Genomic DNA, 19,676 nt, shown 5'->3' on the forward strand with positions numbered 1-19,676 from the left:
GCTAATCCGCGGCGCGGGCCCGTACCGATCGGTGTTGCAACCCGCTATTGCTCATGGTAACGCGCCCCGATTCTTCCGAACGCGCTGTCGATGGCTTCATCCTCGTTTGATGAGTCGAATAATGAATAGCAGAATAACGGCACCGATCACAGCCGTGATGATCGATGCGATCATGCCGCCGCCGAGCGAGATACCTAGTACGCGCGACAGCCAACCGCCGATGAACGCACCCACGATCCCGACGATGATGTCGACGATCAATCCGAAGCCGCCGCCTTTGACCAATACGCCCGCTAGCCAGCCAGCGATTGCGCCGATAATGAGCCATGCGATGAGCCCGTGTTGCATAGTGGAGACTCCGTGGTTAAGTGTAAAAAGAGAAGCGCAAAATAATCACGCTAACTGAGCTTAAATGGCACGCATAGGCGAGTCCATAGTTAGGATACCCAATTAACACTATTTCGCGATGTTGCTGGGGATCTGAGCATAACGGATGAATCATGCCGAGTTTGATACGACCGGTGCTCAAGGAGAAGCAAGTCGCCGCGAACACTCAAGATGTTCTCGACAACGCGTCGAGTGATCACACTGCGCGCAGTCACTGAATTCATGTCGTTCTCGGCGTCGGGCTGCACAGGGGAGAATGAGCGATAGCCGCCCTGCGTAGAGAGCTACGGGCGCATCGCTTACGCTTGTTATAGGTGACAGTACGTTCATTCGCAAGCGAGAAGGGAGCGCGGCGCGTCCGAGTTAGGCTGCTCTGTCAGATATTTGAAGGCTTTTGCGAGGCGAGCGTGTATGCATCCTCATTCGGGCGTGGGTTCGGCTTCCTTCGCGGTCCAACTCACACTGGACACGCCTTTCTCCATGCTGATGCGGCTCGCCATCAATTCGAGCTTCGGTTGATCTTTGGGATGCAGCTTGAGCGTCGCGGTCACCAGGATACGTCCGGCCGCGTCGGGTACGTCCTCGCTCGTGAGGCTCTGGAACGACAGCGGCGACGAGTACATCGAGTTCGATAGTGCCGTGCGGATGTGGATCTCGTCTTCTTCGCGGCAGACGACGGACAAAACGTACTCGCGTATCAGGTCCGCATTCGAAACGGGGGTTGCATTGATTGCTTTGCTGACTTCGCGCAGCAGCGTATTCGTCAGCAACACAATGCCGGTGCCCGCGAGCGCGGGACCATAGTGGCCTGAGCCGCAGAGCACGCCGACAGCGGCGGAGCACCACAACGTGGCGGCCGTGTTGATCCCTTGAATCGAGCCTTTTTCGCGCATGATGACGCCGCCGCCGAGAAAGCCGACGCCGGATACGACGTACGCGGCAATCCGCGTCACGCCCTCTATGCCGTCGCCGGTGAGAACGCCGAGCGTGACGAACAGGCAAGCGCCGCTTGCAACGAGCGTAATGGTGCGCAGACCGGCCGTGCGTTGCCGCATCTGGCGTTCGATGCCGATTGCGACCCCGCAAGCAAACGCGGCAAACAAGCGGAGAGCGAATTCAAGCGTCATTGGATATGCGTTCTCTTGGTTTCGTTGAGTGATGGATTCGACCGCGAGCTTCGGCATTCATATGCGACTCGACGGATAACCACAAGCTTCAGCATGCCACGCTTCGGTGAACGTATTTGTGTCGTACGGCGAACTCTATCTCAGCCGTCAATGAGCAACGGCATGAGCCTCGGGGATGTCGATGATCTTTGTCGATAGACAGTGCAGCGCAGGACAAGCCTTCGCGCGAACACTAGCGCGCTATGGCTATCGGTAGCAAGAGTGCACAGGGGTGCTGCGAACTGCGACGCGCACCGCTTGCCTGTTGGCAAGACGGCGGCAGAGAGAAAAACTGGCGCGGGTCTTGCCGCTCAGACGGTGAGACGAAGTAGGGATCGACTACTGCTGCTGTCCAAGGCGGTGGACCTCAAAAAATTGAGAATAGCGAAATTTTAGGCAGTTGCCGACGTGAGCGTCAACTCAAAATTGCTGCGCTGCGCAGAGCGCGCAAGGCGTTCGACGGGGCGCGTCCAGAAGGAACGCGGGCGAGCGCGAATTCGTACAAGTCTGTTTCCCGTCAGGCGGCTGTGCCCGCCACCAGCCTCAGCCGCGTGATCTCCGACGGGGCGCCAAGACGCTTGGGCGGTCCCCAGTAACCTGTGCCTCGGCTCGTGTAGACCCAGAGGTTATTGAGGCGTGCGAGCCCCGCCGTAAACGGCTGTTGCAGCCGAACGAAGAAATTCCACGGGAAGAACTGCCCGCCATGCGTGTGCCCTGACAACTGGAGCGTGAAGCCCGCGTCCGCAGCCGCAAGCGCGGTGCGCGGCTGATGCGCGAGCAGCACGCGCACCCGCACGTCTCCTGGCGCGCCGGCGAGCGCTGCGGCGGGGTCGCTGCGGTGCGATGGGTCGAAGTGTCCCGCCGTGTAGTCGGTCACGCCTGCGATCAGAACTCGCGCGCCATCGTGGTCGAGTACGACGTGCTCGTTCATCAGCACATGCAAGCCGAGGCGCTGGAATTCAGCGATCCATTGATCGGCGCCCGAATAGTATTCGTGATTGCCGGTCACGAGATACGCCCCGTACCGAGCATTGAGGCGCCCGAGCGGTCGGGTGTGGGCGGAGAGCTGCGCGACGCTGCCGTCGACGACGTCGCCTGTCACCGCGATCAGGTCCGGCTTGAGCCGGTTGACTGCGTCGACGATCGCGTCGACGTAACGCTGCTTGATCGTCGGGCCGACGTGGATATCGCTGATCTGCACGATCGTGAAGCCGTCCAATGCTGCCGGCAAACTATCGATCGGTACGTCGACTGTGACGACGCGTGCGCGTCGGCGAGCGTTGACGAATCCGATCGCGGTCGACAGCAGCGCGAGGAGCGGCACCGCTGCGGCGGAGTCGATCCGCCAGCGGGCGAGCGGCACGGTGCGTGGCCAGAGCGCGTCGATGGTCAGGAGCGACGCCAGCGCGACGTCGCGCAGCAAGGTCAGCACGAGCAGCGACGAGAAGAAGCCCATGGTAAGCAGACCGATCCAAGCGAGCCGATCGGCGAGCGGCTGGCGCTCGAGCGTGCGCGCGAGCATGCCGACGGGAATCAATCCACACGACAATACGAGCCAAAGTGCCGCCAGCCCACGGAACACCGGGCCAACCGGCAACTCGGGAATGAGCCGCAAACCGATATAAACGTGCAGCAGAACGCCGATGCCGATGGCACGGACGAAAAAACCTGAGCGGCGCATAGAGCAAAGAAGGAGAGGAAATGGAGGCCGGCGAGGCGGCGCTGCGATTTGTAGCTGGCCTTGGGCACTGCCGATTCATTTTACAGACAGAACGCTTCGCCGTCGGCGGCCGATTTGGGTCGCCCACGGCGCGCGGTGTCCATTTCCGGCTGGATTTTCCGATTTTTCCGCCGCAGTGGACTCTTGCGCTCGATTGCTGATCTAAACTATTGATTTCATGGTTCGGTTCCACTTGCGCGATTGAAGGGCACGATGGAAGGAGGCGAATGATGAAGATAATCAGGTTTGCGCACCATCCGCATCGCGAACACCATGTCGGCTATGAAGGCAGTCACGTCATGCTGCCGCTGGTGGCGCTCTCCCTGATGGCGCTCGCGGTTTATTTCGGCGTGCGCCGGCTCGACATGCTCGAGATCTCGCGCGACGCGTTGTTTTACGTCGTCATGGTCTTCGTCGCGCTAGGCATCGCGGGCCTGTTCGGCGCGGCCGGCGCTTGGCTGCGATCCGGAGGCGACGAACGGGGCGAAGGCTTTTGCTTCGTCGGCGCGTTGGTCGGGGCAATCGTTTTCTATATCGCGTTGCTGATGTGAACCGTGGAGCGGCGGGCTGCCACGCTCGCTGACGAATTGATGAAAGCGGCGCCCTCGCGCGTGCGTCTCGGCACTCACGCGCGAGGGCGCCGCTTTTGCATCAGTCAGACGATTCTCGCGGTTTCGTCGAATGTGAAGCGCGGGCTGCGTTCGAAAAGCTTCGACGGGTCGCCGTATCCAAGGTTGACGAGGAAATTCGATTTCACCGTCGTACCTGCGAAAAAAGCCTCGTCGACTTTTGCCGAATCGAAGCCGGACATCGGGCCGGTGTCGAGTCCGAGCGCTCGGGCCGCCAGGATCAGGTAGCCGCCTTGCAGCGTCGAATTGCGAAATGCAGTGGCCGCAATAGCCGCGTCGTTGCCCGCGAACCAACTGCGCGCGTCTGCGTGGGGGAAGAGTTTCGGCAAATGCTCGTAAAACGCCATGTCCATGCCGACGATCACCGTCACGGGCGCGGCCATCGTTTTTTCGACATTGCCCTCTGACAGCGCCGGACGCAGCTTTTCCTTGGCTTCCGGCGTTTTGACGAACACGAATCGGCCCGGGCTGGAATTGGCAGACGTGGGTCCGAGCTCGACGAGATCAATCAGCTGTTTGAGAAGCGCGTCGTCGACCGGCTTCGGGAGCCAGCCGTTGTGCGTGCGCGCATTGCGAAAGAGTTGATCCAGGGCGGTATCGGAAAGTGTCATGTTGCGAGGTGTAGGGGGAGGTTGAGGCTGTTGTGCGGGCAGTTGCGGCTGCCGACGGCATGGTTGCGCTTGAAGCGTCCCGTTGTCGCCGAGCCGTGTTTCTCGGTGCCTCGATGATAGCCGGCGACCGGCGTAACTTGCTGGCGCTCGCGGCTACGACTGCAGCAGCTTTTTCAGCAGCTCGGCGACGTGACGACGAGCGGTGCGCTCGGCTTCTTCTTCGTCGCGGGCCTGGAGCGCGCGCAGAATGGCGTCGTGTTCGTCGCGGTTTGCCAGGAGCTCAGTAAAGCTCGTCGCACGTTTTCCGCACATCGCGCGAGTCTGCGCATACAGTGCCGTGAGCGTTTTCTTGATCGCGGGGCTTTGCGCGCCGTCGAGCAGCCCGTGATGAAACCGCAGGTTGGCCTCGTCGTAGGCTGCCCGATCCTGTTCCCTAATTGCGATCGACTGGCGCTCGACCGAATCCTCGAGTTCCGAGAGTTCAGCCGTGCTCATTCTGCGCGCGGCCAAGCGGGCCGCCATGCCTTCCAGCGCTTCACGCGCTTCGAACACTGCGGCAAGCCGTGCGGGCTCGAACGCAATCAAAAAGACGCCTTGGCGCGGCGTGACTTCGACGATTCCTTCGGCTTCCAGGCGCGCCACGGCGGACCAGACAGGCGAACGGCTGACGCCCAGGTCGCCTGCCAGTTCCTCGACGCTGATTTTGTCTCCCGGTGCGTAGCGCTCGCCGTCGAGCAACAGGTCGCGCACGGCCACATAGGCATCGACGGCGAGCGTCGAGCGTTTGAGTTTTTGCGGCGCGGCAGTCATTTCGAAGCGACTCCGTTGATATGCGGTCGACGGTATGCCACATGCAGTCCTTTGCCGACAGGGACCAAAGTCGCGTCGAATTGCGGCAACGCGCTGACTGTCGCCAGATAGCCGGCGATTTCTTCCGGGTGCGACAGCGCGTTGTCGGCGATCAGCAGCACGTCGTCTGTCAGTTTGGGCAGAAGGAGTTCGAGCTGAGACGGAGCGCTGATTCGATCCGCGTCGAAAAAGACGCAGTCGAACGGACCGTCGAGCGCGGCGCACCAGCGCGTCGCGTCGCCTTCGATGACTTGTGCATGACTTTGGACGCCCGCGCGGCGCAGGTTTTCACGCGCTTGGGCGGCCCTGGCCGCGTCTCTATCGATCGTGGTAATCGGGTTGCCCGCAGTTTTCGCCATCGCGCAGGCGAGCCAGATCGCGCTGTAGCCGTTCGACGTGCCGATCTCCAGCACGCGTCTGCGCCCGCTTGCCGTCACCAAAAGAAACAGCAACTCGGCGGTGGGTCGTTCGAGGTTCAATAGCTTTTGGGTGCGGTCCGTTGCGGTTGCGTCGATCTCTGCGCCATGGACTTCCAATTCGTGGAGCAAGGCCTCGATCTCGACTGTCAACATAGTCGGGTCCTAAGAAATCGTAATTCGTGTTTCATGATACGTGATAACGCGAAATACAGGTGAATGCCAAAGGACTACGGTGGCACAATGACTTTCTCAACCGGAATGCACGCATGAAAGCGATGATTGATGACATTTTCGGCGATATTCCGCAGCCGAATGTCGATTGGTATCCGGACTGGCTCTCGCCAGAAGCGGCGGCGCTTGACCTTGAACGTGTCATCGCCGAGGTGGAGTGGAGGCAGGACACGATGTACACCCCGGCGGGGCTCACGCCCTTGCCGCGCCTGACCGCATGGCAAGGCGATGCCGGTGCGGTCTATGTTTACTCGGGCATACGCAACACCCCGCTGGCGTGGACGCCGACTGTGCTGAAGCTGAAGGCCGCGGCGGAAGCCGTTTGCGGTGCGCGGTTCAATAGCGTGCTTTTAAATCGCTATCGAAACGGCAACGACAGCATGGGATGGCACGCCGACCGTGAGCCGGAATTGGGCGCGGAACCTGTAATTGCGTCGGTAAGCCTCGGTTCCGCGCGTCGATTCGACCTTCGCCATAACAAGACGGGGGCAATTCAATCTTTTCAGTTGACAGGCGGAAGCCTGCTCGTGATGCGCGGGCGCACTCAGGCGGAATGGCGCCACCGCGTGCCTAAGGAGCCCAGCATTCGCGGCGAGCGAGTCAATCTGACGTTCCGGTTTGTGACGCCTCGCTCTTAGGCGTTACCCCGACTTGCGGCGCTAAGACAGCAGCCGTCCTTGCTTGCGTCGTTGAAGCTCGCCATTCTTTGTGGGTCGCAACGTCCCACACTAGGACCTGTTATTAGCGTGAACCGACCCTAGCGCACGGCTGTAACCGGCACGCGCGAGATCCTCACAAGGCGTTCCAGAACGCTGCGGCTGAAAAAACTGATGAACGTATGCAGCGGATCGTTGCGCGGTGCGGCCAGCAGGATTTCGTCGCAGCCGGTTTGTTCGGCGCATTCCGCAATTGTCGGAATGAGCGGCCCGACGTGAATCGTGACCGAATATTTGACGCCGCCGTCCTTGAGAATCTGCTCCGCGCGACATAGTGCGGCGTGCGCGTGGGAGTTTTCGAAGGAGCGCAGTTTGGAGAGGGGATAGAACGCTTCGAGGCGAGTCGATTCGAGCGGCGGTTGAACGTTGACAAGCACGATTTCGGACGCGCATCGCTCGCTGTAAAGAAATGCGGCGTGCCGGACTGCTTGAAGCGAGCGCGGCGAGCGGCTGACCGGCACTAGTATTTTCAACATGGTTTCTTGTCCCTCATGCCGCTAGTTGTTCTAGAGCCGACGATCGAGCCGGTAACGCCTCGGCCGCGCATGCCGTTGGCGTCATCCGTGGAAGCTGCGGCAGTAACCGGATAGGAGAATGAAGACGCTGCGCCTGCGCGGGCGTTGCTCTTATGGATGGCCATCTCAGCGAATGGTGATGGGGATGTTGATAGGCTATCGGATCACGTGCAGGGCTAGCCTAAAGAAAGCTAGTGATGGCGTAAACATGATGTAAACATTGAGTGTCTCGCCGATTTGTAAGGTACGAAAAATTTCAAAAAAGTTTATGCGCATAACAACGCGCAAGGCAGCGGCCTGCCGACCGAGCTCAGACGTGAGCGAACGACGCAACGCTTGACGTCGTCACGACACCCGCACAATTGCTTGCGCGCGCGGGCGATATCCATGTGTATGCATGTAAAATGCCCTTGTCCGAAGCAGTCTCCCATAGAACCAAAAGATAGCGAGTGCCCAGTTGCACAGCACCTCGCCAGGTGTAAATTCCGTCGAACGAGAGGGCACCATGTCTGAACCGCCTTTGCGGTTGCCATGCCATTGCGGAACGCTGCGTCAGGCCGCGCGCGCGATTACGTCGCTATACGATGCCCAGTTGGCGAAGCACGGCATCCGTATTACGCAATACACGATCCTGATGGCGCTGAATCGCGCCGAAGGCGTCAGCACGACGCAGCTATCGGACGAGCTTCTAATGGATCAGACGACCTTGAGCCGCACGCTAGCGACGCTGCGGACCAAGCGACTCGTCGCGGCAGAGGCGGGCGACGATTTGCGCATGCGCTTCTGGACGCTCACGCCGAAAGGCCGGGCGCTGCTGCACGCTTGTGAAAGCGATTGGAAGGCGGCGCAGGACGAGCTCTATCGCCGTGTGGGGAAGCGTCATGTCAAGGCGCTTGACGAGCAGATCTATGCCCTCGCAAGCAAGCTGATCGAAGACTAGCGGCAAGCACCTCGGGATGCCGGGGCCGACCGGGTGCGTCCTGCAGCGCGCGACAGAGAGCGCGTTGGCGCAATTTGGGCGACCGAGGTTCGCTTTGGGCACACCCGTGCGAGGCAATTCGTCTATGTGCGGTGAACAATCCCGAATGCGCGTGTCCTTGCAGCGCATTCGCCTCCGGCCGAATATATGCGTACGATGGCGAGTCCGAGGCCGCAATGTCCTTCGAGAGCGCTTCGACTACGAAGTTCGGGCGCGGCGGGATGTCGCCGTTGGCGGCTTGCAGCACGAGCAGCAATCCGCGCGCAAAGCCGTCCACTTCGTGGCGCGGCGGTTGTGTCGTTAGTCATGCAAACCACCCAGCTTGAACTGCGAGCAGCACGGCCGTTGAGAGCAACGCCATTCTGCCGAATAGCGTGTTCAACCGGTTCTTCGTGCGCTAGACGCTGCCTCGGCGAAAGCATGCGAAGAATTGGCGTCCGGCACGAACAGGTAATCCTTGCCTCGCACCGTCCGCACGAAACGTGCCGTCGCGCAGCAGCGCGCGTGTCGCGAAGTCGAGTTCGAAAGGGCCGAAGCGAAACCGGTCGCCCGCTTCGGGTGCGCTGGTGGATGCCGGACCGCGGCGGCGCAGCACGGTATGGATGCGCGCCGGCACAGCTCGCGTGGATCGAAGGGCTTCGTGATGTAGTCGTCGGCGCCGAGTTCGAGCACGACGACCGACGGTCGCTCGCGCTCGAGGCGCCGGCGCAAATTGCTGCCGTCAAGGGGGCTCAAGAGCGCACACGTGGGCGGTCCTCTGCCTCACGACCCAAGTCTAGCGGCAGTCGAAAAGGGTGTTAAGCATTGTCAAGCACGGTGGCGGCTACAGGCCCGGCGTGCTGCGATTGGCCGTGCGGGTGGGAATTGGGGGAACCAGCGGACGGCCGAGTCGACGAGAGTCGTCAGACTGGCCGTATTCCTGAAGCTCGAGCGCTTGTGGCTTTGAGCGGTGCGACTGGCGATGTTCGTTGGTAGCGCTTTAGCGCCGGAACACGCTGTTTTCTGCAGAAACGGATTGGCGGTCGACGGCTTGCAGGCGCCAGAATCCGTCCATCGGCATGTGCTTTTCGACGCTGGACCAGGCGGCGGCGCCGTGCGCGGTTGAGACGCGCTGATGGCGATCGACGTGCAGTCCGCTCAACGTGCACAGAGGCTCGTCTTCGCTCGGGGCGCACAGTGTGGTGACACCGTTTTCGTCGCGCATTTCGCCCCAAGGCGGAAGATCGACCCCATCGTGTGCTTCCCTCGACCAAACTCGCTCGTCTGTATCGAGCCACAGCACGGCGTAATCGTGATTGACGGTGGGATCGGAACCGTTAATCAGAATGGTCAGACGCATTTCAGGTCCTCCATAGATATCCGCAGAGCGTGATTTAACAGTCTAGACCGCAGACAAATGAATTCAAGCTCACAAAACTGCGGATTCCTGGTGCGGCGCAACCCGTGGAGGGACTTAACGACTTCAGACCCCGTCGTCACCGAAGTAGACCGGGTCGCTGCTGGCGGCGATCGCCGTGCGCGGCAGCTAGCGAGGCGGGCGCTTGAGCCAGGGCCGCGCCTGCGGCAGCGGAAGTGACCGCGTCAATGGCAACACGAATGGCGAAGGCGCGGCGAGCGGCGCGCGAGAGCCGAGTCGGACTTTGCATCGCATCGGCTTCCGCTGAGCACGTCCCCGTCGTTCAGCGGACGAAATACCCCCGGTCTTGCATGCAGTCGCCGTATGCGCGCCAGTAGGTGGTCATCGGCGGCTCCGGTGGAGGCAGCGGCGGCATCTGGACGCCGCTCGCGCCCGAAGCGCCCGAGGCGCCCATCGCGAGGGTCGTCGACGATGCTGCGCCTGAGGCAGCGGCAGCGCCCGAAGCGGCGGCCATCGCCGTGCCGGATGCGGTTCCACTGGCTGCGCTTGCAGTTGCTGCCGCACCGCTCGCCGGAGGCGCGCCGCTTGCGGCGATGCCGGGCGGCAGAGGCGGCGCGGATGCGCCGTGTCCCGCGTCCGCCGCGAAGTTGATCGGCGTCGTGCGCGTCGGCGTCTGTGGCTGGCGGGCCATGTCGATGTGGGTCTGAGAATTCGCCTGGCCGAAGCAGAAGGCGTTATCGATCGCTTGCTGCGCGGGGTTTTGGCTGCGCGCAGGATAAACCAGAGGCCGTTGCGCGAACGCCGTCCCGCTGATCGTCAGTAGTGCAACACAGGTGCAGGCTGAAATGCGGATGCTCATCGTTTTTCTACTCCCGTAGCGAAGCGGAAGTGCTCGAGGCGAAGCGGCGACAGACGACTCGACGCGCACACCCGAGCGTCGGGCCATACCGGCCGTCCCGATCCGCCAAACAGCATGCTGACAGGATACCGCCGCTCCTCCGCCCGCGATCAAGAGAGTATCGGCTTCATCCGCCATCTTTGGCGTGAATCGCCAGTGCGACGAGGCACATTGGCGTCTATCGACTACTTGTGGCGCGCGTCAGCCGGCCTTCGCGAAGTCGCTTTGCGGGGGCACTCGGCGTCACGCGCACGAATCCATGTAGCGTTTTGCGGAATGACCGATGGCGTCGGCCGCACGGTTTTTTCGTTGTCGTAGACGACCCAGACGATAAGGATTTCGAACTAATCGGCGTGAGTCGCCGAGTTCACTAAGACAAAGTTGATGCCCTGCATGTCGCGATGGATTGTCGATGGTAACGGGTGGCGCGCTATAGCACGTTCAACGGCGTCTTCAGATAGCGGATGCCGTTGCTCTCGGGTTCAGGCAGAACCCCGGCGCGGATATTGAGCTGAATCGAAGGGATGATCAGCGTGGGCTTGCCGAGCGCCGCGTCGCGCGCTGTCCGCATGGCGACGAAATCGGCTTCGGCGATGGTGTCGCGCACGTGGATGTTCGTCGCGCGCTGTTCGGCGACCGTGGTCCGCCAACGGACGTCGCGTCCCGCGGGCGGATAGTCGTGGCACATATAGAGGTCGGTATCGTCCGGCAGGGCAAGGAGCGAGCGTATCGACGCGTAGAGCGTGCGGGCGTCGCCGCCGGGAAAGTCGCAGCGGGCGGTGCCGACGTCGGGCATGAAAAGTGTATCGCCGACGAACACCGCGCCGTCGAACTTGAACGCCACGTCTGCGGGCGTATGCCCGGGCACGTGAAGCACGGTGGCCTCGAGTTCGCCGACGCGCAGCGTTTCATTCGCCGCAAACAGACGATCGAATTGCGAGCCGTCGGGGCGGAACGCCGGCTCGAAATTGAAAACCGGCCCGAAGATCTTTTGCACGGAGCGGATGTGCTCGCCGATCCCGATCGCCCCGCCGAGCTTATCGCGCAGGTACGGCGCGGCCGAAAGATGATCCGCGTGCGCGTGCGTTTCGAGCAGCCACTCGGATTGCAACTGCTGTTCGCGGACATAGCCGACGATCCGGTCGGCCGAAAAGGTCGACGTGTGGCCGGAATGCGGCTCGTAGTCGAGTACCGAATCGATGATCGCGCAACGGGTGCCGGGGCCAGCGTGGACGACGTAGCTGATGGTCGCCGTCGCGGAGTCGTGGAAAGCCTGAATCTGGGGTTTCATGGCGAGCCTTGTTGATTGCGAGTTGCGCGGCGGGGCGGCGATGTGGCGAAAGTCTATGGTAAGCGGACGGTCGCATTCGAGGAAGGCAATGTGACGACGCGGCGCACCATGACGCGCAGCCGCGGCCGTCGATCGCGTGCATCCATCGATGCGGCCACGCCGATAAATTCAAGCTCGGCTTGCACTGAGTAGGCGGACCGCCCCGTCGAAAACGCGGATGAAATTTCAAGCCGTGGCACGCGTACCGGCGCACGGTGAGATCATTTTTTTGGATGTCTTATTAATAATTCGTTGTTAATTTGCAACCGTAAGGCTGATTGTAATAATTTGATATGGGGGCTTTATGTCGCGAAAAGGACTCGCCATCTCATTGAAAGTTATTAAGAAACAATGTGTTGTGTGGTCATTTGATTTTATTGTTTCTGTCTGAGGAGAAATATATTGCATGACATGTGTATGCATTTTGTAATAATTGCACGTAGACTCCGTTCTTCGTTAGGCGGTCAAGAAACAGGCTACACGAACACTGCAACCGGTCGATTCGGGTGATGCCTCCGTCTTTCTTTAACAAGGTCGCAAGGCCGGTCCTTATAAAGGGAGCTTGTCTCATGAAAAAACCCCTGATCATGGCAGCAGTTTCCGCGTCGTTTGCAGTCGCAGCTCACGCACAAAGCAGCGTCACGCTGTACGGTGTGCTGGATGCAGGTGTCAGCTATCAAAGCAACGTTGAAAATGCGAACGGCCAAGGCTCGTCGCTGTGGAAGGCAGGCAGCGCTGGCATCGATCAAAGCCGTTGGGGTCTGCGCGGTTCGGAAGACCTGGGCGGCGGCTTGAAGGCTGTGTTCGACCTCGAAAGCGGCTTTAACCTTGGCAACGGCAAGTTCAGCAACAGCGGCGGCATGTTCAACCGCCAAGCTTTCGTCGGTCTGTCGAGCGGCAACTACGGTACCGTGACGCTGGGCCGTCAGTATGATGCCGTGCAAGACTACCTCGTGCCGCTGACGGCTGCGGGTAGCTGGGGCGGCACTTACTTCGCGCACTCGGGCAACCTCGACAATCTGAGCACGAACAACGGCTACGCCGTGAACAACTCGGTGAAGTTCCAAAGCGCGAACTACACCGGCTTCACGTTCGGCGGCACGTACGGCTTCTCGAACAACACGCAGTTCGCAAACAACCGCGAATACAGCGTGGGCGCCGCCTATCAGTACCAAGGCCTGCGTGTTGGCGCCGCCTATAGCCAGCAGAACAACCCGGCACTCACCACGAACGGCGCTACGGACGGCACGCCATTCAGCTCGCTGGCCGGCGAGTCGTTCCGGTCGCGCGTCTACGGTGCGGGCCTGGGTTACATGTTCGGTCCTGCAGAAGTGGGCTTCGCATGGACGCAAGCTCGTGCGGACAACGTGCTCGGCGGCGGCTTGATGCGCCAAGACAACTACGAAGTCAACGGCAAGTACAACGTGACTGCGGCGATGTCCCTGGGCCTCGCATACACGTTCACGAACCAGAAGGACACGACTGGTGGCGACAACGTGAAGACGCGTTTCCACCAGATCGGCGCGCAAGCTGACTACTCGCTGTCCAAGCGCACCGACGTGTACGCTCAAGTCGTGTACCAGCACGCCATGGGCGACTCGGCCTTCGCCTCGATCTACAACGGCGATCCGACCACGGCGGCTTCGGCCTCGCCGAACCAGACCGCTGCAACGATCGGCCTGCGTCACCGCTTCTAAAGCGAAGTCGCTGGTTAGTATGAAAAAAGGGTGCCGGACGCGGCACCCTTTTTTATTTTGCGCGCGTTTTTCTGCGTGCATTAAAGCGTGAAGTCGTCCGCAGCTTCGGGTTGGAACACGATCTGATCCACTTTGAGTGTTTTTTCCTGGCCGCTCGGCGGCGTGAAGCGAATCGTGTCGCCGCGCTTTGTGCCGAGCAGCGCCAAACCCGCCGGTGAGAACACGTTGAGCTTGCCGTTCGCGAAGTCCGCCTGCGGGGGATAGACGACGGTCCACGTCATCGGCTCGCCGGTGCCGCTGTCGACGAGCGTCACTTTCGAGTTCATGGTGACGACATTGGCCGAAATTTCGCGCGAATCGACGATGCTTGCGCGTTCCATCAATTCGTCCAGCATGGCGAGATAGCCCGATTGCGGGCTGCTCTGGACGGCGTGCTTTTCGAGGCGTGCGACGTCGAGTTCGGTGAGGTAGCAGGTTTTCTTTTTCATGATCGAATAGGGCGCACCGGCAGCGAACAGGCGCGGGCGGTGGCCTAACACGCGTGCGTTGCCAAATGCGAAAGCAAATATCAAGGAAAATGTAAAGAATGGTATCACGCGCGGAGGTACGTTCGCGACCGACTGCGTCATGGGCATGGTGTGACCCTACTGGGAACCCTGCCAAATTCGGCCTCGCAGGCTCGCGTCGCAGAACCGGGTATCGTTGCGAATGTGTCCAACCGGCTATCGAGGAAACGACGTGAGCGAAACGACTTTGCCCATCGACGCACCCATCGCCGACGCCGAGCCGGCTGCCACCCAAGCCACCCCGTTGCGTACCGACGTGCTGATCATCGGTGCCGGGCCGGTGGGGCTTTTTGCAGCGTTCGAAGCGGGAGTGATCGGCTTGTCATGTCACATCGTCGATGCGCTGAATGAGGTCGGCGGGCAATGCATCGAGCTCTATCCGGAGAAGCCGATCTTCGATATCCCGGCCGTTCCCGTCTGCACCGCACGTGAGCTGGTCGAGCGTTTGACAGAGCAGTGCCGTCCGTTCGGGTTTCCGATTCATCTCGGCCAGCAGGTGCGAAACGTCGAGCAACGAGCCGACGACAAACGCTGGACCGTCGTGACCGATCAAGGGCTCGCGTTCGATGCCGCGGCGATCCTGCTGTCTGCGGGTAACGGGGCGTTCGTGCCGCAGCGCATTGCGCTCGATGAGGCGCCGGCGCTGGAAGGGCGTCACGTGCACTATGCGGTGCGCAAGGTCGCCGCGTTTGCGGGTCAGCGCGTGATGGTTGCGGGCGGCGGCGACTCCGCTCTCGACTGGGCGCTCGCACTGCGCGACGTCGCGCGCCATGTGACGCTGGTGCACCGGCGCGACGCGTTTCGAGCGGCAGACGCGACAGTCCAGGAGGTCAAGCGTGCCGCGGCCGCGGGCGAACTCGACATCGTGATCGGCACGATCGCCGCGCTCAATGCACCAGGCGGCGCGCTCGAATCGGTCGACGTCAAGCGGATCGGCGGAGCGGTCACGCTGCCTGCCGATCACTTGATCGCGTTATATGGCCTGGTGGCGGATCTTGGTCCGATAGGGGACTGGGGGCTCGATATTCGCGCGGGACGGGTGACTGTCGACACCAGCGGTTACGAGTCGTCCCGGCCGGGAATATTCGCGGTCGGCGATATCGCGGGCTATCCGAACAAGCAGAAGCTGATTTTGTCGGGGTTCCACGAGGCGTCGCTCGCGCTGCGCAAGGCCTATGGCTATGCCTATCCGGACAAGAAGCGTGTTCACGTGCATTCGAGCTATGACGCGAAACTGTCGGCGCGCATTCTCGGCGCCGAGGCGCCGGCGGCGGATTTGCCCGAGAACTGATCCACCGCTCGCGCAGAGAAAGTCGTGGTGGGATTCGGTGGAGGGTCTTGCGGGCGTTGTCGGCGATGTGATCAGGGCGGACGGAAAGCATGACCCGGCCTGCCAGATCCACATCGGGCCGCGCCGCTCCGCCGCTCCAACGCTCCGGATTCGGCAGGCGAATCGGCGAGCGCAAGGATGCCGAACCGGCAGCGGAAGCTATCCTTAAAGACGAGTCCCATGGGATCGCGTTGCGTGTTAGCGCGTGGGTTGCGCTCGCGGTTTTCGTGCGCGGTTCCGTGGTGTCTCACGGGCAGTTGATTCGAGTCAATGTGCAAAGGCGGCGCTGCTTTCAAGCTGAACGTTCTGCGCAGCCGCGACGGCCGCGCAATCCGTTCAACCCAAGCAGGCGCAAACCCGGGAGAGTGTCATGTACGAACGAATCTTGGTGGCGGTCGACGGCAGTCAAGCGGCGCGGCTCGCGCTGGACGAGGCGCTGAAGCTCGCGCAAGCGATGCGCGCGGAGGTGCTCGCCGTGTGCGTCGTGGCTCATACGCCTCAACTGGTCGATATCGGCGGCGGCTTTGTCGAAGATAATCGGGCGAGCTCGGCGATGACCGACGCCGCCACGAAAGCGCTCGACGAAGCGCGCGAATTGTTCACGGAAAAGCGTGTGGCCGGCAGCGTGCGCGCAATCGATTCGTACGGCGAAACCATCGCTCAGGTGCTCATGCGGGCGGCCGAGGAATTCGATGCGAACCTCATTGTGATGGGAACCCATGGCCGCACCGGAATGAGGCGCCTGCTTCTCGGCAGCGTTACGGAATCGCTGCTGCGCGAGACGACCGTGCCGCTTCTGCTGCTGAAGGAAACGCCGGAGGCGGAGCCGGAAGCCGAACGCTGAGGCGAGTGGAGAGGGAATGCGCCCGCGCCAGCGCGGGCGCAATCAGCAATGCCAAACGCAGCGTGCGTTGGAGCAAGGCGGCGCCTACCCAACGATTAGGCAATAGCGGGAGAAGTATAATTTTCGCTTTGCCCGGGCTGTTCGCAGACTGTCCCGAGCTGTCTATATCCGCAACCGTAGGGCGCATTTTGACTATTCCAACAACGCAGCAAAACGGAGACGGCCTCAAACGCGGCCTGAAAAACCGCCATATCCAATTGATCGCGCTCGGCGGCGCGATCGGCACGGGCCTCTTTCTCGGCTCGGCGAGCGTTCTGCAGGCAGCAGGCCCGTCGATGATTCTCGGCTACGCAATCGGCGGCCTCATCGCGTTCATGATCATGCGCCAGTTGGGCGAGATGGTTGCGCAGGAGCCCGTGGCCGGTTCCTTTAGCCACTTTGCGTACAAGTATTGGGGCGACTTCGCCGGCTTCCTGTCCGGCTGGAATTACTGGGTGCTCTACGTGCTCGTGAGCATGGCCGAATTGACGGCGGTCGGCACGTACGTGCACTTCTGGTGGCCGGCTGTGCCCACATGGCTGTCGGCGCTCGTCTGCTTCGCCGCAATCAACGCCATCAATCTGGCCACCGTCAAGGCGTACGGCGAGACCGAATTCTGGTTCTCGATCATCAAGGTGATCGCGATCATCGGCATGATCGTGTTCGGCGGCTATCTGCTGATCACGGGGCGCGGCGGGCCGCAGGCGTCGATCACCAACTTGTGGAGCATCGGCGGCTTCTTCCCGCATGGCTTTCATGGCCTCGTCATGATGCTCGCCGTGATCATGTTTTCGTTCGGCGGGCTCGAGTTGATCGGCATCACCGCCGCCGAAGCGGACAATCCGCGAAAGAGCATCCCGAAGGCCGTGAATCAGGTGATCTACCGGATTCTCATCTTCTATATCTGCTCGCTCGTCGTGCTGCTGTCGCTGTATCCGTGGAATCAAGTGGCTCAGGGCGGCAGCCCGTTCGTGATGATCTTTTCGGAGATCGGCGCCGGGCTGACGGCCAACGTGCTCAACGTGGTCGTGCTGACCGCCGCGCTGTCCGTCTACAACAGCGGCGTGTATGCGAACAGCCGCATGCTCTACGGTCTGGCAGAGCAGGGCAACGCGCCGCGCGCGTTGCTGAAGGTCGACCGCCGCGGGGTGCCATATATGGCCATCGGCCTTTCGGCGCTCGCCACCTTTGCCTGCGTGATCATCAATTACCTGATCCCTGCGCAAGCGCTCGGCGTGCTGATGGCGCTGGTCGTCGCCGCGCTCGTGCTGAACTGGTCGTTGATCAGCCTCACGCATCTCAAGTCGCGCAAGGCGATGCTCGCCGCCGGCGAGACGCTGGCGTTCAAGTCGCCGTGGTTTCCGTTCACGAACTGGATCTGCGTGGCGTACATGGCGATGGTGCTGGTCATTCTCGCGATGACGCCCGGGCTCTCGGTATCGGTCTGGCTGGTGCCGGTCTGGCTCGTGGTGATGTGGGTCGGCTACTTGGCGAAGCGCCGCTCCTCGGTGGACCTGGCCCAGGCGGCAGGTCAGTAACGACGCCCGCTGCCGGCGTGCCGCGGCGCGTGCTCGCGTGTGCGGCGCGAGCTTGCGCGGCACGCCGGCGGCCGTCGCGGTCTTGACGTCGGGCCGCCCTTCCGGCGCAGTAAGCGCAGTTTAGCTGTTAGGCGAATAAACAGATTTTATCTGTTTTGAGGATATTTGACGTTTATTTGTTTAGAGAATAAACTGCGTTTATTCGGACTTTGGATGGCAGCTGTGCGGCAAATCCTCGCCACCCCCGATCAACTCGGGACGATCCTCACCGCCGCCCGACGGGCCGCAGGCCTGACGCAGGCGCAAGCCGCCACGCGCGTCGGCGTGAGCCAGAGCCGGCTTTCCACGATGGAATTGAATCCCGGCACCATCACCGTTACGCAGTTGTTTGCGCTCCTGGCCGTCTACCGCCTCGAACTGCAGTTGAGCGACGAGCATCCGACGTTCGAACTGCGCGACTCGGCGAGCGAGTGGTAGCCGATGGGTCGCAAATCGCTTACCCGGGCGCTTTCCGTCTGGGCCAACGGCACTCGGATCGGCGTCTGGCGGATTCCCGCGCGCGGCGCCACGGAGCTGCAGTACGACGAGGCGTGGATCGATTCGCCGGCGGGGCGTCCGCTTTCGCTGTCGCTGCCATACAGCCCGAACAACCTGCCGCTGCGCGGCGACGCGGTCCTCAACTACTTCGACAACCTGCTGCCGGATAGCGAAACGATCCGCGCACGCATCGCGAGCCGGTTCAGAACCGCGACGACCGATACGTTCGACTTGCTGCAGGCAGTCGGGCGCGATTGCGTCGGGGCGGTGCAGCTGCTCGGCGAAGACGAAACACCGCACGACGTCACGAGTATCCGCGGCACGCCGCTCACGGAAATGGACGTCGAAGCGCTGCTTGGGCAAACCGTCAGCGGCCGGGCGCTCGGTGCGAGCGGCACCGATGGCGACGAATTCCGCCTGTCGCTCGCCGGCGCGCAGGAAAAGACCGCGCTTCTGCGGCACGACGGCCAATGGATGCTGCCCCACGGCGCGACGCCGACGACACACATTCTCAAGTTGCCGCTCGGTCTCGTCGGCAACAAGCGGGCGGATCTCAGCACGTCGGTCGAAAACGAATGGCTGTGCCTGAACATTCTCGCGGCGTACGGTTTGCCGGTGGCGCGCGCGGAGATCAAGACGTTCGGCGCGCAGAAAGTACTGAGCGTCGAGCGTTTCGACCGGCGCCTGCACAAGTCGAAGGAATGGCTGCTGCGCTTGCCGCAAGAGGATTTCTGCCAGGCGCTGGGTGTGCCGCCGCATCGCAAGTACGAAGTCGACGGCGGGCCGGGCATGCGCGATATCGCGCAGATTCTGCGCCGTTCGGAGCGGGCCGAGGCCGACATCGAAACGCTGGTGGCGGCGCAGATCGTCTTCTGGATGCTCGCCGCCCCGGACGGCCACGCCAAGAACTTCAGCCTGCACGTGCTGCCGGGCGGGCGTTGCCGCCTGACACCGCTTTATGACGTGATGTCGATCTGGCCGGTCGAGGGCGATGGGCCGAGCCAGTGGTCGTGGCACAAGGCGAAGCTTGCGATGGCGATCGAGGGCAGGAGCAAGCACTACGCGATGAAGGAGATTCAGCGCCGGCACTTCAACGCGATGGCGCCGAAGTGCTTCTACGGACACGACGCCGAGCCGATCATCACGCGCTTGATCGAAGCGACGCCTGGCGTGATTCAGACGGTCGGGGCGCACTTGCCGGCCGCGTTTCCGCTCAAGGTCGCCGAGCGGATTTTCAAGGGTTTGCAGGCTTGCGCCGAGCAACTCGACGCAGCGCCCGCGTGAGGTGCCGGAAGTCTTGCGTCGCGGGCAGGCGCCG

At 61.8% G+C, this 19,676-nt stretch carries 21 protein-coding genes and 2 pseudogenes; 10 read left to right on the forward strand and 13 right to left on the reverse strand.

Going from position 1 to position 19,676, the window contains the following annotated elements; all coding sequences use genetic code 11:
• Window positions 1–96 precede the first annotated feature (96 nt).
• The 3 genes from J3489_RS22450 to J3489_RS22460 form a co-directional block, all read right to left on the reverse strand.
• Complete coding sequence (locus J3489_RS22450; RefSeq protein ID WP_207001755.1) at window positions 97–348, reverse strand: GlsB/YeaQ/YmgE family stress response membrane protein; 252 nt, start codon at window positions 346–348, stop codon at window positions 97–99.
• 458 nt (window positions 349–806) lie between these two features.
• Window positions 807–1,514: an MgtC/SapB family protein gene (locus tag J3489_RS22455; protein WP_207001757.1), complete on the reverse strand. Its 708-nt coding sequence runs from the start codon at window positions 1,512–1,514 to the stop codon at window positions 807–809.
• A gap of 556 nt (window positions 1,515–2,070) precedes the next feature.
• Window positions 2,071–3,234 carry a metallophosphoesterase gene (locus J3489_RS22460; RefSeq protein WP_207001758.1) on the reverse strand — a complete coding sequence of 388 codons (1,164 nt, stop codon included), beginning with the start codon at window positions 3,232–3,234 and terminating at the stop codon, window positions 2,071–2,073.
• A 20-nt stretch (window positions 3,235–3,254) separates the two neighbouring features.
• Between J3489_RS22460 and J3489_RS22465 the strand changes: the two genes are divergently transcribed.
• Both J3489_RS22465 and J3489_RS22470 read left to right on the forward strand, forming a co-directional pair.
• Window positions 3,255–3,434 carry a hypothetical protein gene (locus J3489_RS22465; RefSeq protein ID WP_207001759.1) on the forward strand — a complete coding sequence of 60 codons (180 nt, stop codon included), beginning with the start codon at window positions 3,255–3,257 and terminating at the stop codon, window positions 3,432–3,434.
• Window positions 3,435–3,503: 69 nt separating this feature from the next.
• A complete protein-coding gene (locus J3489_RS22470; RefSeq protein ID WP_207001955.1) occupies window positions 3,504–3,824 on the forward strand; it encodes a hypothetical protein in 321 nt (106 codons plus the stop codon).
• Between the two features lie 104 nt (window positions 3,825–3,928).
• Here the strand turns inward: J3489_RS22470 and J3489_RS22475 are convergent, their stop codons facing one another.
• The 3 genes from J3489_RS22475 to J3489_RS22485 all read right to left on the reverse strand — a co-directional run bounded on the left by J3489_RS22475 (window position 3,929) and on the right by J3489_RS22485 (window position 5,934).
• Window positions 3,929–4,513: a malonic semialdehyde reductase gene (locus tag J3489_RS22475; protein ID WP_207001760.1), complete on the reverse strand. Its 585-nt coding sequence runs from the start codon at window positions 4,511–4,513 to the stop codon at window positions 3,929–3,931.
• 153 nt (window positions 4,514–4,666) lie between these two features.
• A complete protein-coding gene (locus tag J3489_RS22480) occupies window positions 4,667–5,323 on the reverse strand; it encodes a GntR family transcriptional regulator (protein ID WP_255555189.1) in 657 nt (218 codons plus the stop codon).
• Window positions 5,320–5,934 carry an O-methyltransferase gene (locus J3489_RS22485; RefSeq protein WP_207001762.1) on the reverse strand — a complete coding sequence of 205 codons (615 nt, stop codon included), beginning with the start codon at window positions 5,932–5,934 and terminating at the stop codon, window positions 5,320–5,322. The genes J3489_RS22480 and J3489_RS22485 overlap by 4 nt, the downstream gene beginning before the upstream one ends.
• 122 nt (window positions 5,935–6,056) lie before the next feature.
• Between J3489_RS22485 and J3489_RS22490 the strand changes: the two genes are divergently transcribed.
• Entirely contained in the window at window positions 6,057–6,650 is a 594-nt protein-coding gene (locus tag J3489_RS22490; RefSeq protein WP_207001958.1) for an alpha-ketoglutarate-dependent dioxygenase AlkB family protein, read from the forward strand.
• A 119-nt stretch (window positions 6,651–6,769) separates the two neighbouring features.
• Here J3489_RS22490 and J3489_RS22495 read toward each other — a convergent pair whose 3' ends face one another.
• Entirely contained in the window at window positions 6,770–7,204 is a 435-nt protein-coding gene (locus J3489_RS22495) for a universal stress protein (protein ID WP_207001763.1), read from the reverse strand.
• A 559-nt stretch (window positions 7,205–7,763) separates the two neighbouring features.
• On the opposite strand from J3489_RS22495, the gene J3489_RS22500 reads away from it, so the two are divergent.
• Window positions 7,764–8,183, forward strand: coding sequence for a MarR family winged helix-turn-helix transcriptional regulator (locus J3489_RS22500; RefSeq protein WP_207001960.1), 420 nt, complete (start codon window positions 7,764–7,766; stop codon window positions 8,181–8,183).
• Window positions 8,184–8,445: 262 nt separating this feature from the next.
• On the opposite strand, the pseudogene J3489_RS37795 reads toward J3489_RS22500, so the two are convergent.
• The 5 genes and pseudogenes from J3489_RS37795 to J3489_RS22520 all read right to left on the reverse strand — a co-directional run.
• A pseudogene (locus tag J3489_RS37795) lies at window positions 8,446–8,583 on the reverse strand (two-component sensor histidine kinase); the annotation flags it as partial.
• Window positions 8,584–8,805: 222 nt separating this feature from the next.
• Window positions 8,806–8,891: pseudogene (gene ompR / locus J3489_RS38920) on the reverse strand (two-component system response regulator OmpR); the annotation flags it as partial.
• A 310-nt stretch (window positions 8,892–9,201) separates the two neighbouring features.
• A complete protein-coding gene (locus tag J3489_RS22510; RefSeq protein ID WP_207001764.1) occupies window positions 9,202–9,561 on the reverse strand; it encodes a DUF3564 domain-containing protein in 360 nt (119 codons plus the stop codon).
• A 340-nt stretch (window positions 9,562–9,901) separates the two neighbouring features.
• Window positions 9,902–10,438, reverse strand: coding sequence for a hypothetical protein (locus J3489_RS22515; RefSeq protein ID WP_207001766.1), 537 nt, complete (start codon window positions 10,436–10,438; stop codon window positions 9,902–9,904).
• 469 nt (window positions 10,439–10,907) lie between these two features.
• Complete coding sequence (locus J3489_RS22520) at window positions 10,908–11,768, reverse strand: MBL fold metallo-hydrolase (RefSeq protein ID WP_207001768.1); 861 nt, start codon at window positions 11,766–11,768, stop codon at window positions 10,908–10,910.
• A gap of 608 nt (window positions 11,769–12,376) precedes the next feature.
• Between J3489_RS22520 and J3489_RS22525 the strand changes: the two genes are divergently transcribed.
• Entirely contained in the window at window positions 12,377–13,504 is a 1,128-nt protein-coding gene (locus tag J3489_RS22525) for a porin (protein WP_207001770.1), read from the forward strand.
• Between the two features lie 80 nt (window positions 13,505–13,584).
• On the opposite strand, the gene J3489_RS22530 is transcribed toward J3489_RS22525, so the two are convergent.
• On the reverse strand, window positions 13,585–13,992 hold the full coding sequence (locus tag J3489_RS22530; protein WP_207001772.1) for a GreA/GreB family elongation factor: 408 nt from the start codon (window positions 13,990–13,992) through the stop codon (window positions 13,585–13,587).
• A gap of 220 nt (window positions 13,993–14,212) precedes the next feature.
• Between J3489_RS22530 and J3489_RS22535 the strand changes: the two genes are divergently transcribed.
• From J3489_RS22535 to J3489_RS22555, 5 genes are all read left to right on the forward strand, one after another.
• Window positions 14,213–15,361, forward strand: coding sequence for an NAD(P)/FAD-dependent oxidoreductase (locus J3489_RS22535; protein WP_207001774.1), 1,149 nt, complete (start codon window positions 14,213–14,215; stop codon window positions 15,359–15,361).
• A gap of 409 nt (window positions 15,362–15,770) precedes the next feature.
• Complete coding sequence (locus J3489_RS22540) at window positions 15,771–16,244, forward strand: universal stress protein (RefSeq protein WP_207001775.1); 474 nt, start codon at window positions 15,771–15,773, stop codon at window positions 16,242–16,244.
• A gap of 188 nt (window positions 16,245–16,432) precedes the next feature.
• On the forward strand, window positions 16,433–17,821 hold the full coding sequence (locus J3489_RS22545) for an amino acid permease (protein WP_242540217.1): 1,389 nt from the start codon (window positions 16,433–16,435) through the stop codon (window positions 17,819–17,821).
• A gap of 213 nt (window positions 17,822–18,034) precedes the next feature.
• The gene (locus tag J3489_RS22550) at window positions 18,035–18,298 is read left to right on the forward strand and encodes a helix-turn-helix domain-containing protein (protein ID WP_242540218.1); all 264 of its coding nucleotides are present in this window, start codon (window positions 18,035–18,037) and stop codon (window positions 18,296–18,298) included.
• Window positions 18,299–18,301: 3 nt separating this feature from the next.
• The gene (locus J3489_RS22555) at window positions 18,302–19,642 is read left to right on the forward strand and encodes a type II toxin-antitoxin system HipA family toxin (RefSeq protein WP_207001777.1); all 1,341 of its coding nucleotides are present in this window, start codon (window positions 18,302–18,304) and stop codon (window positions 19,640–19,642) included.
• Window positions 19,643–19,676 lie beyond the last annotated feature (34 nt).

This window comes from Trinickia mobilis, assembly GCF_017315705.1.
In the GTDB taxonomy this organism is placed as follows: Bacteria; Pseudomonadota; Gammaproteobacteria; order Burkholderiales; family Burkholderiaceae; genus Trinickia_A; species Trinickia_A mobilis.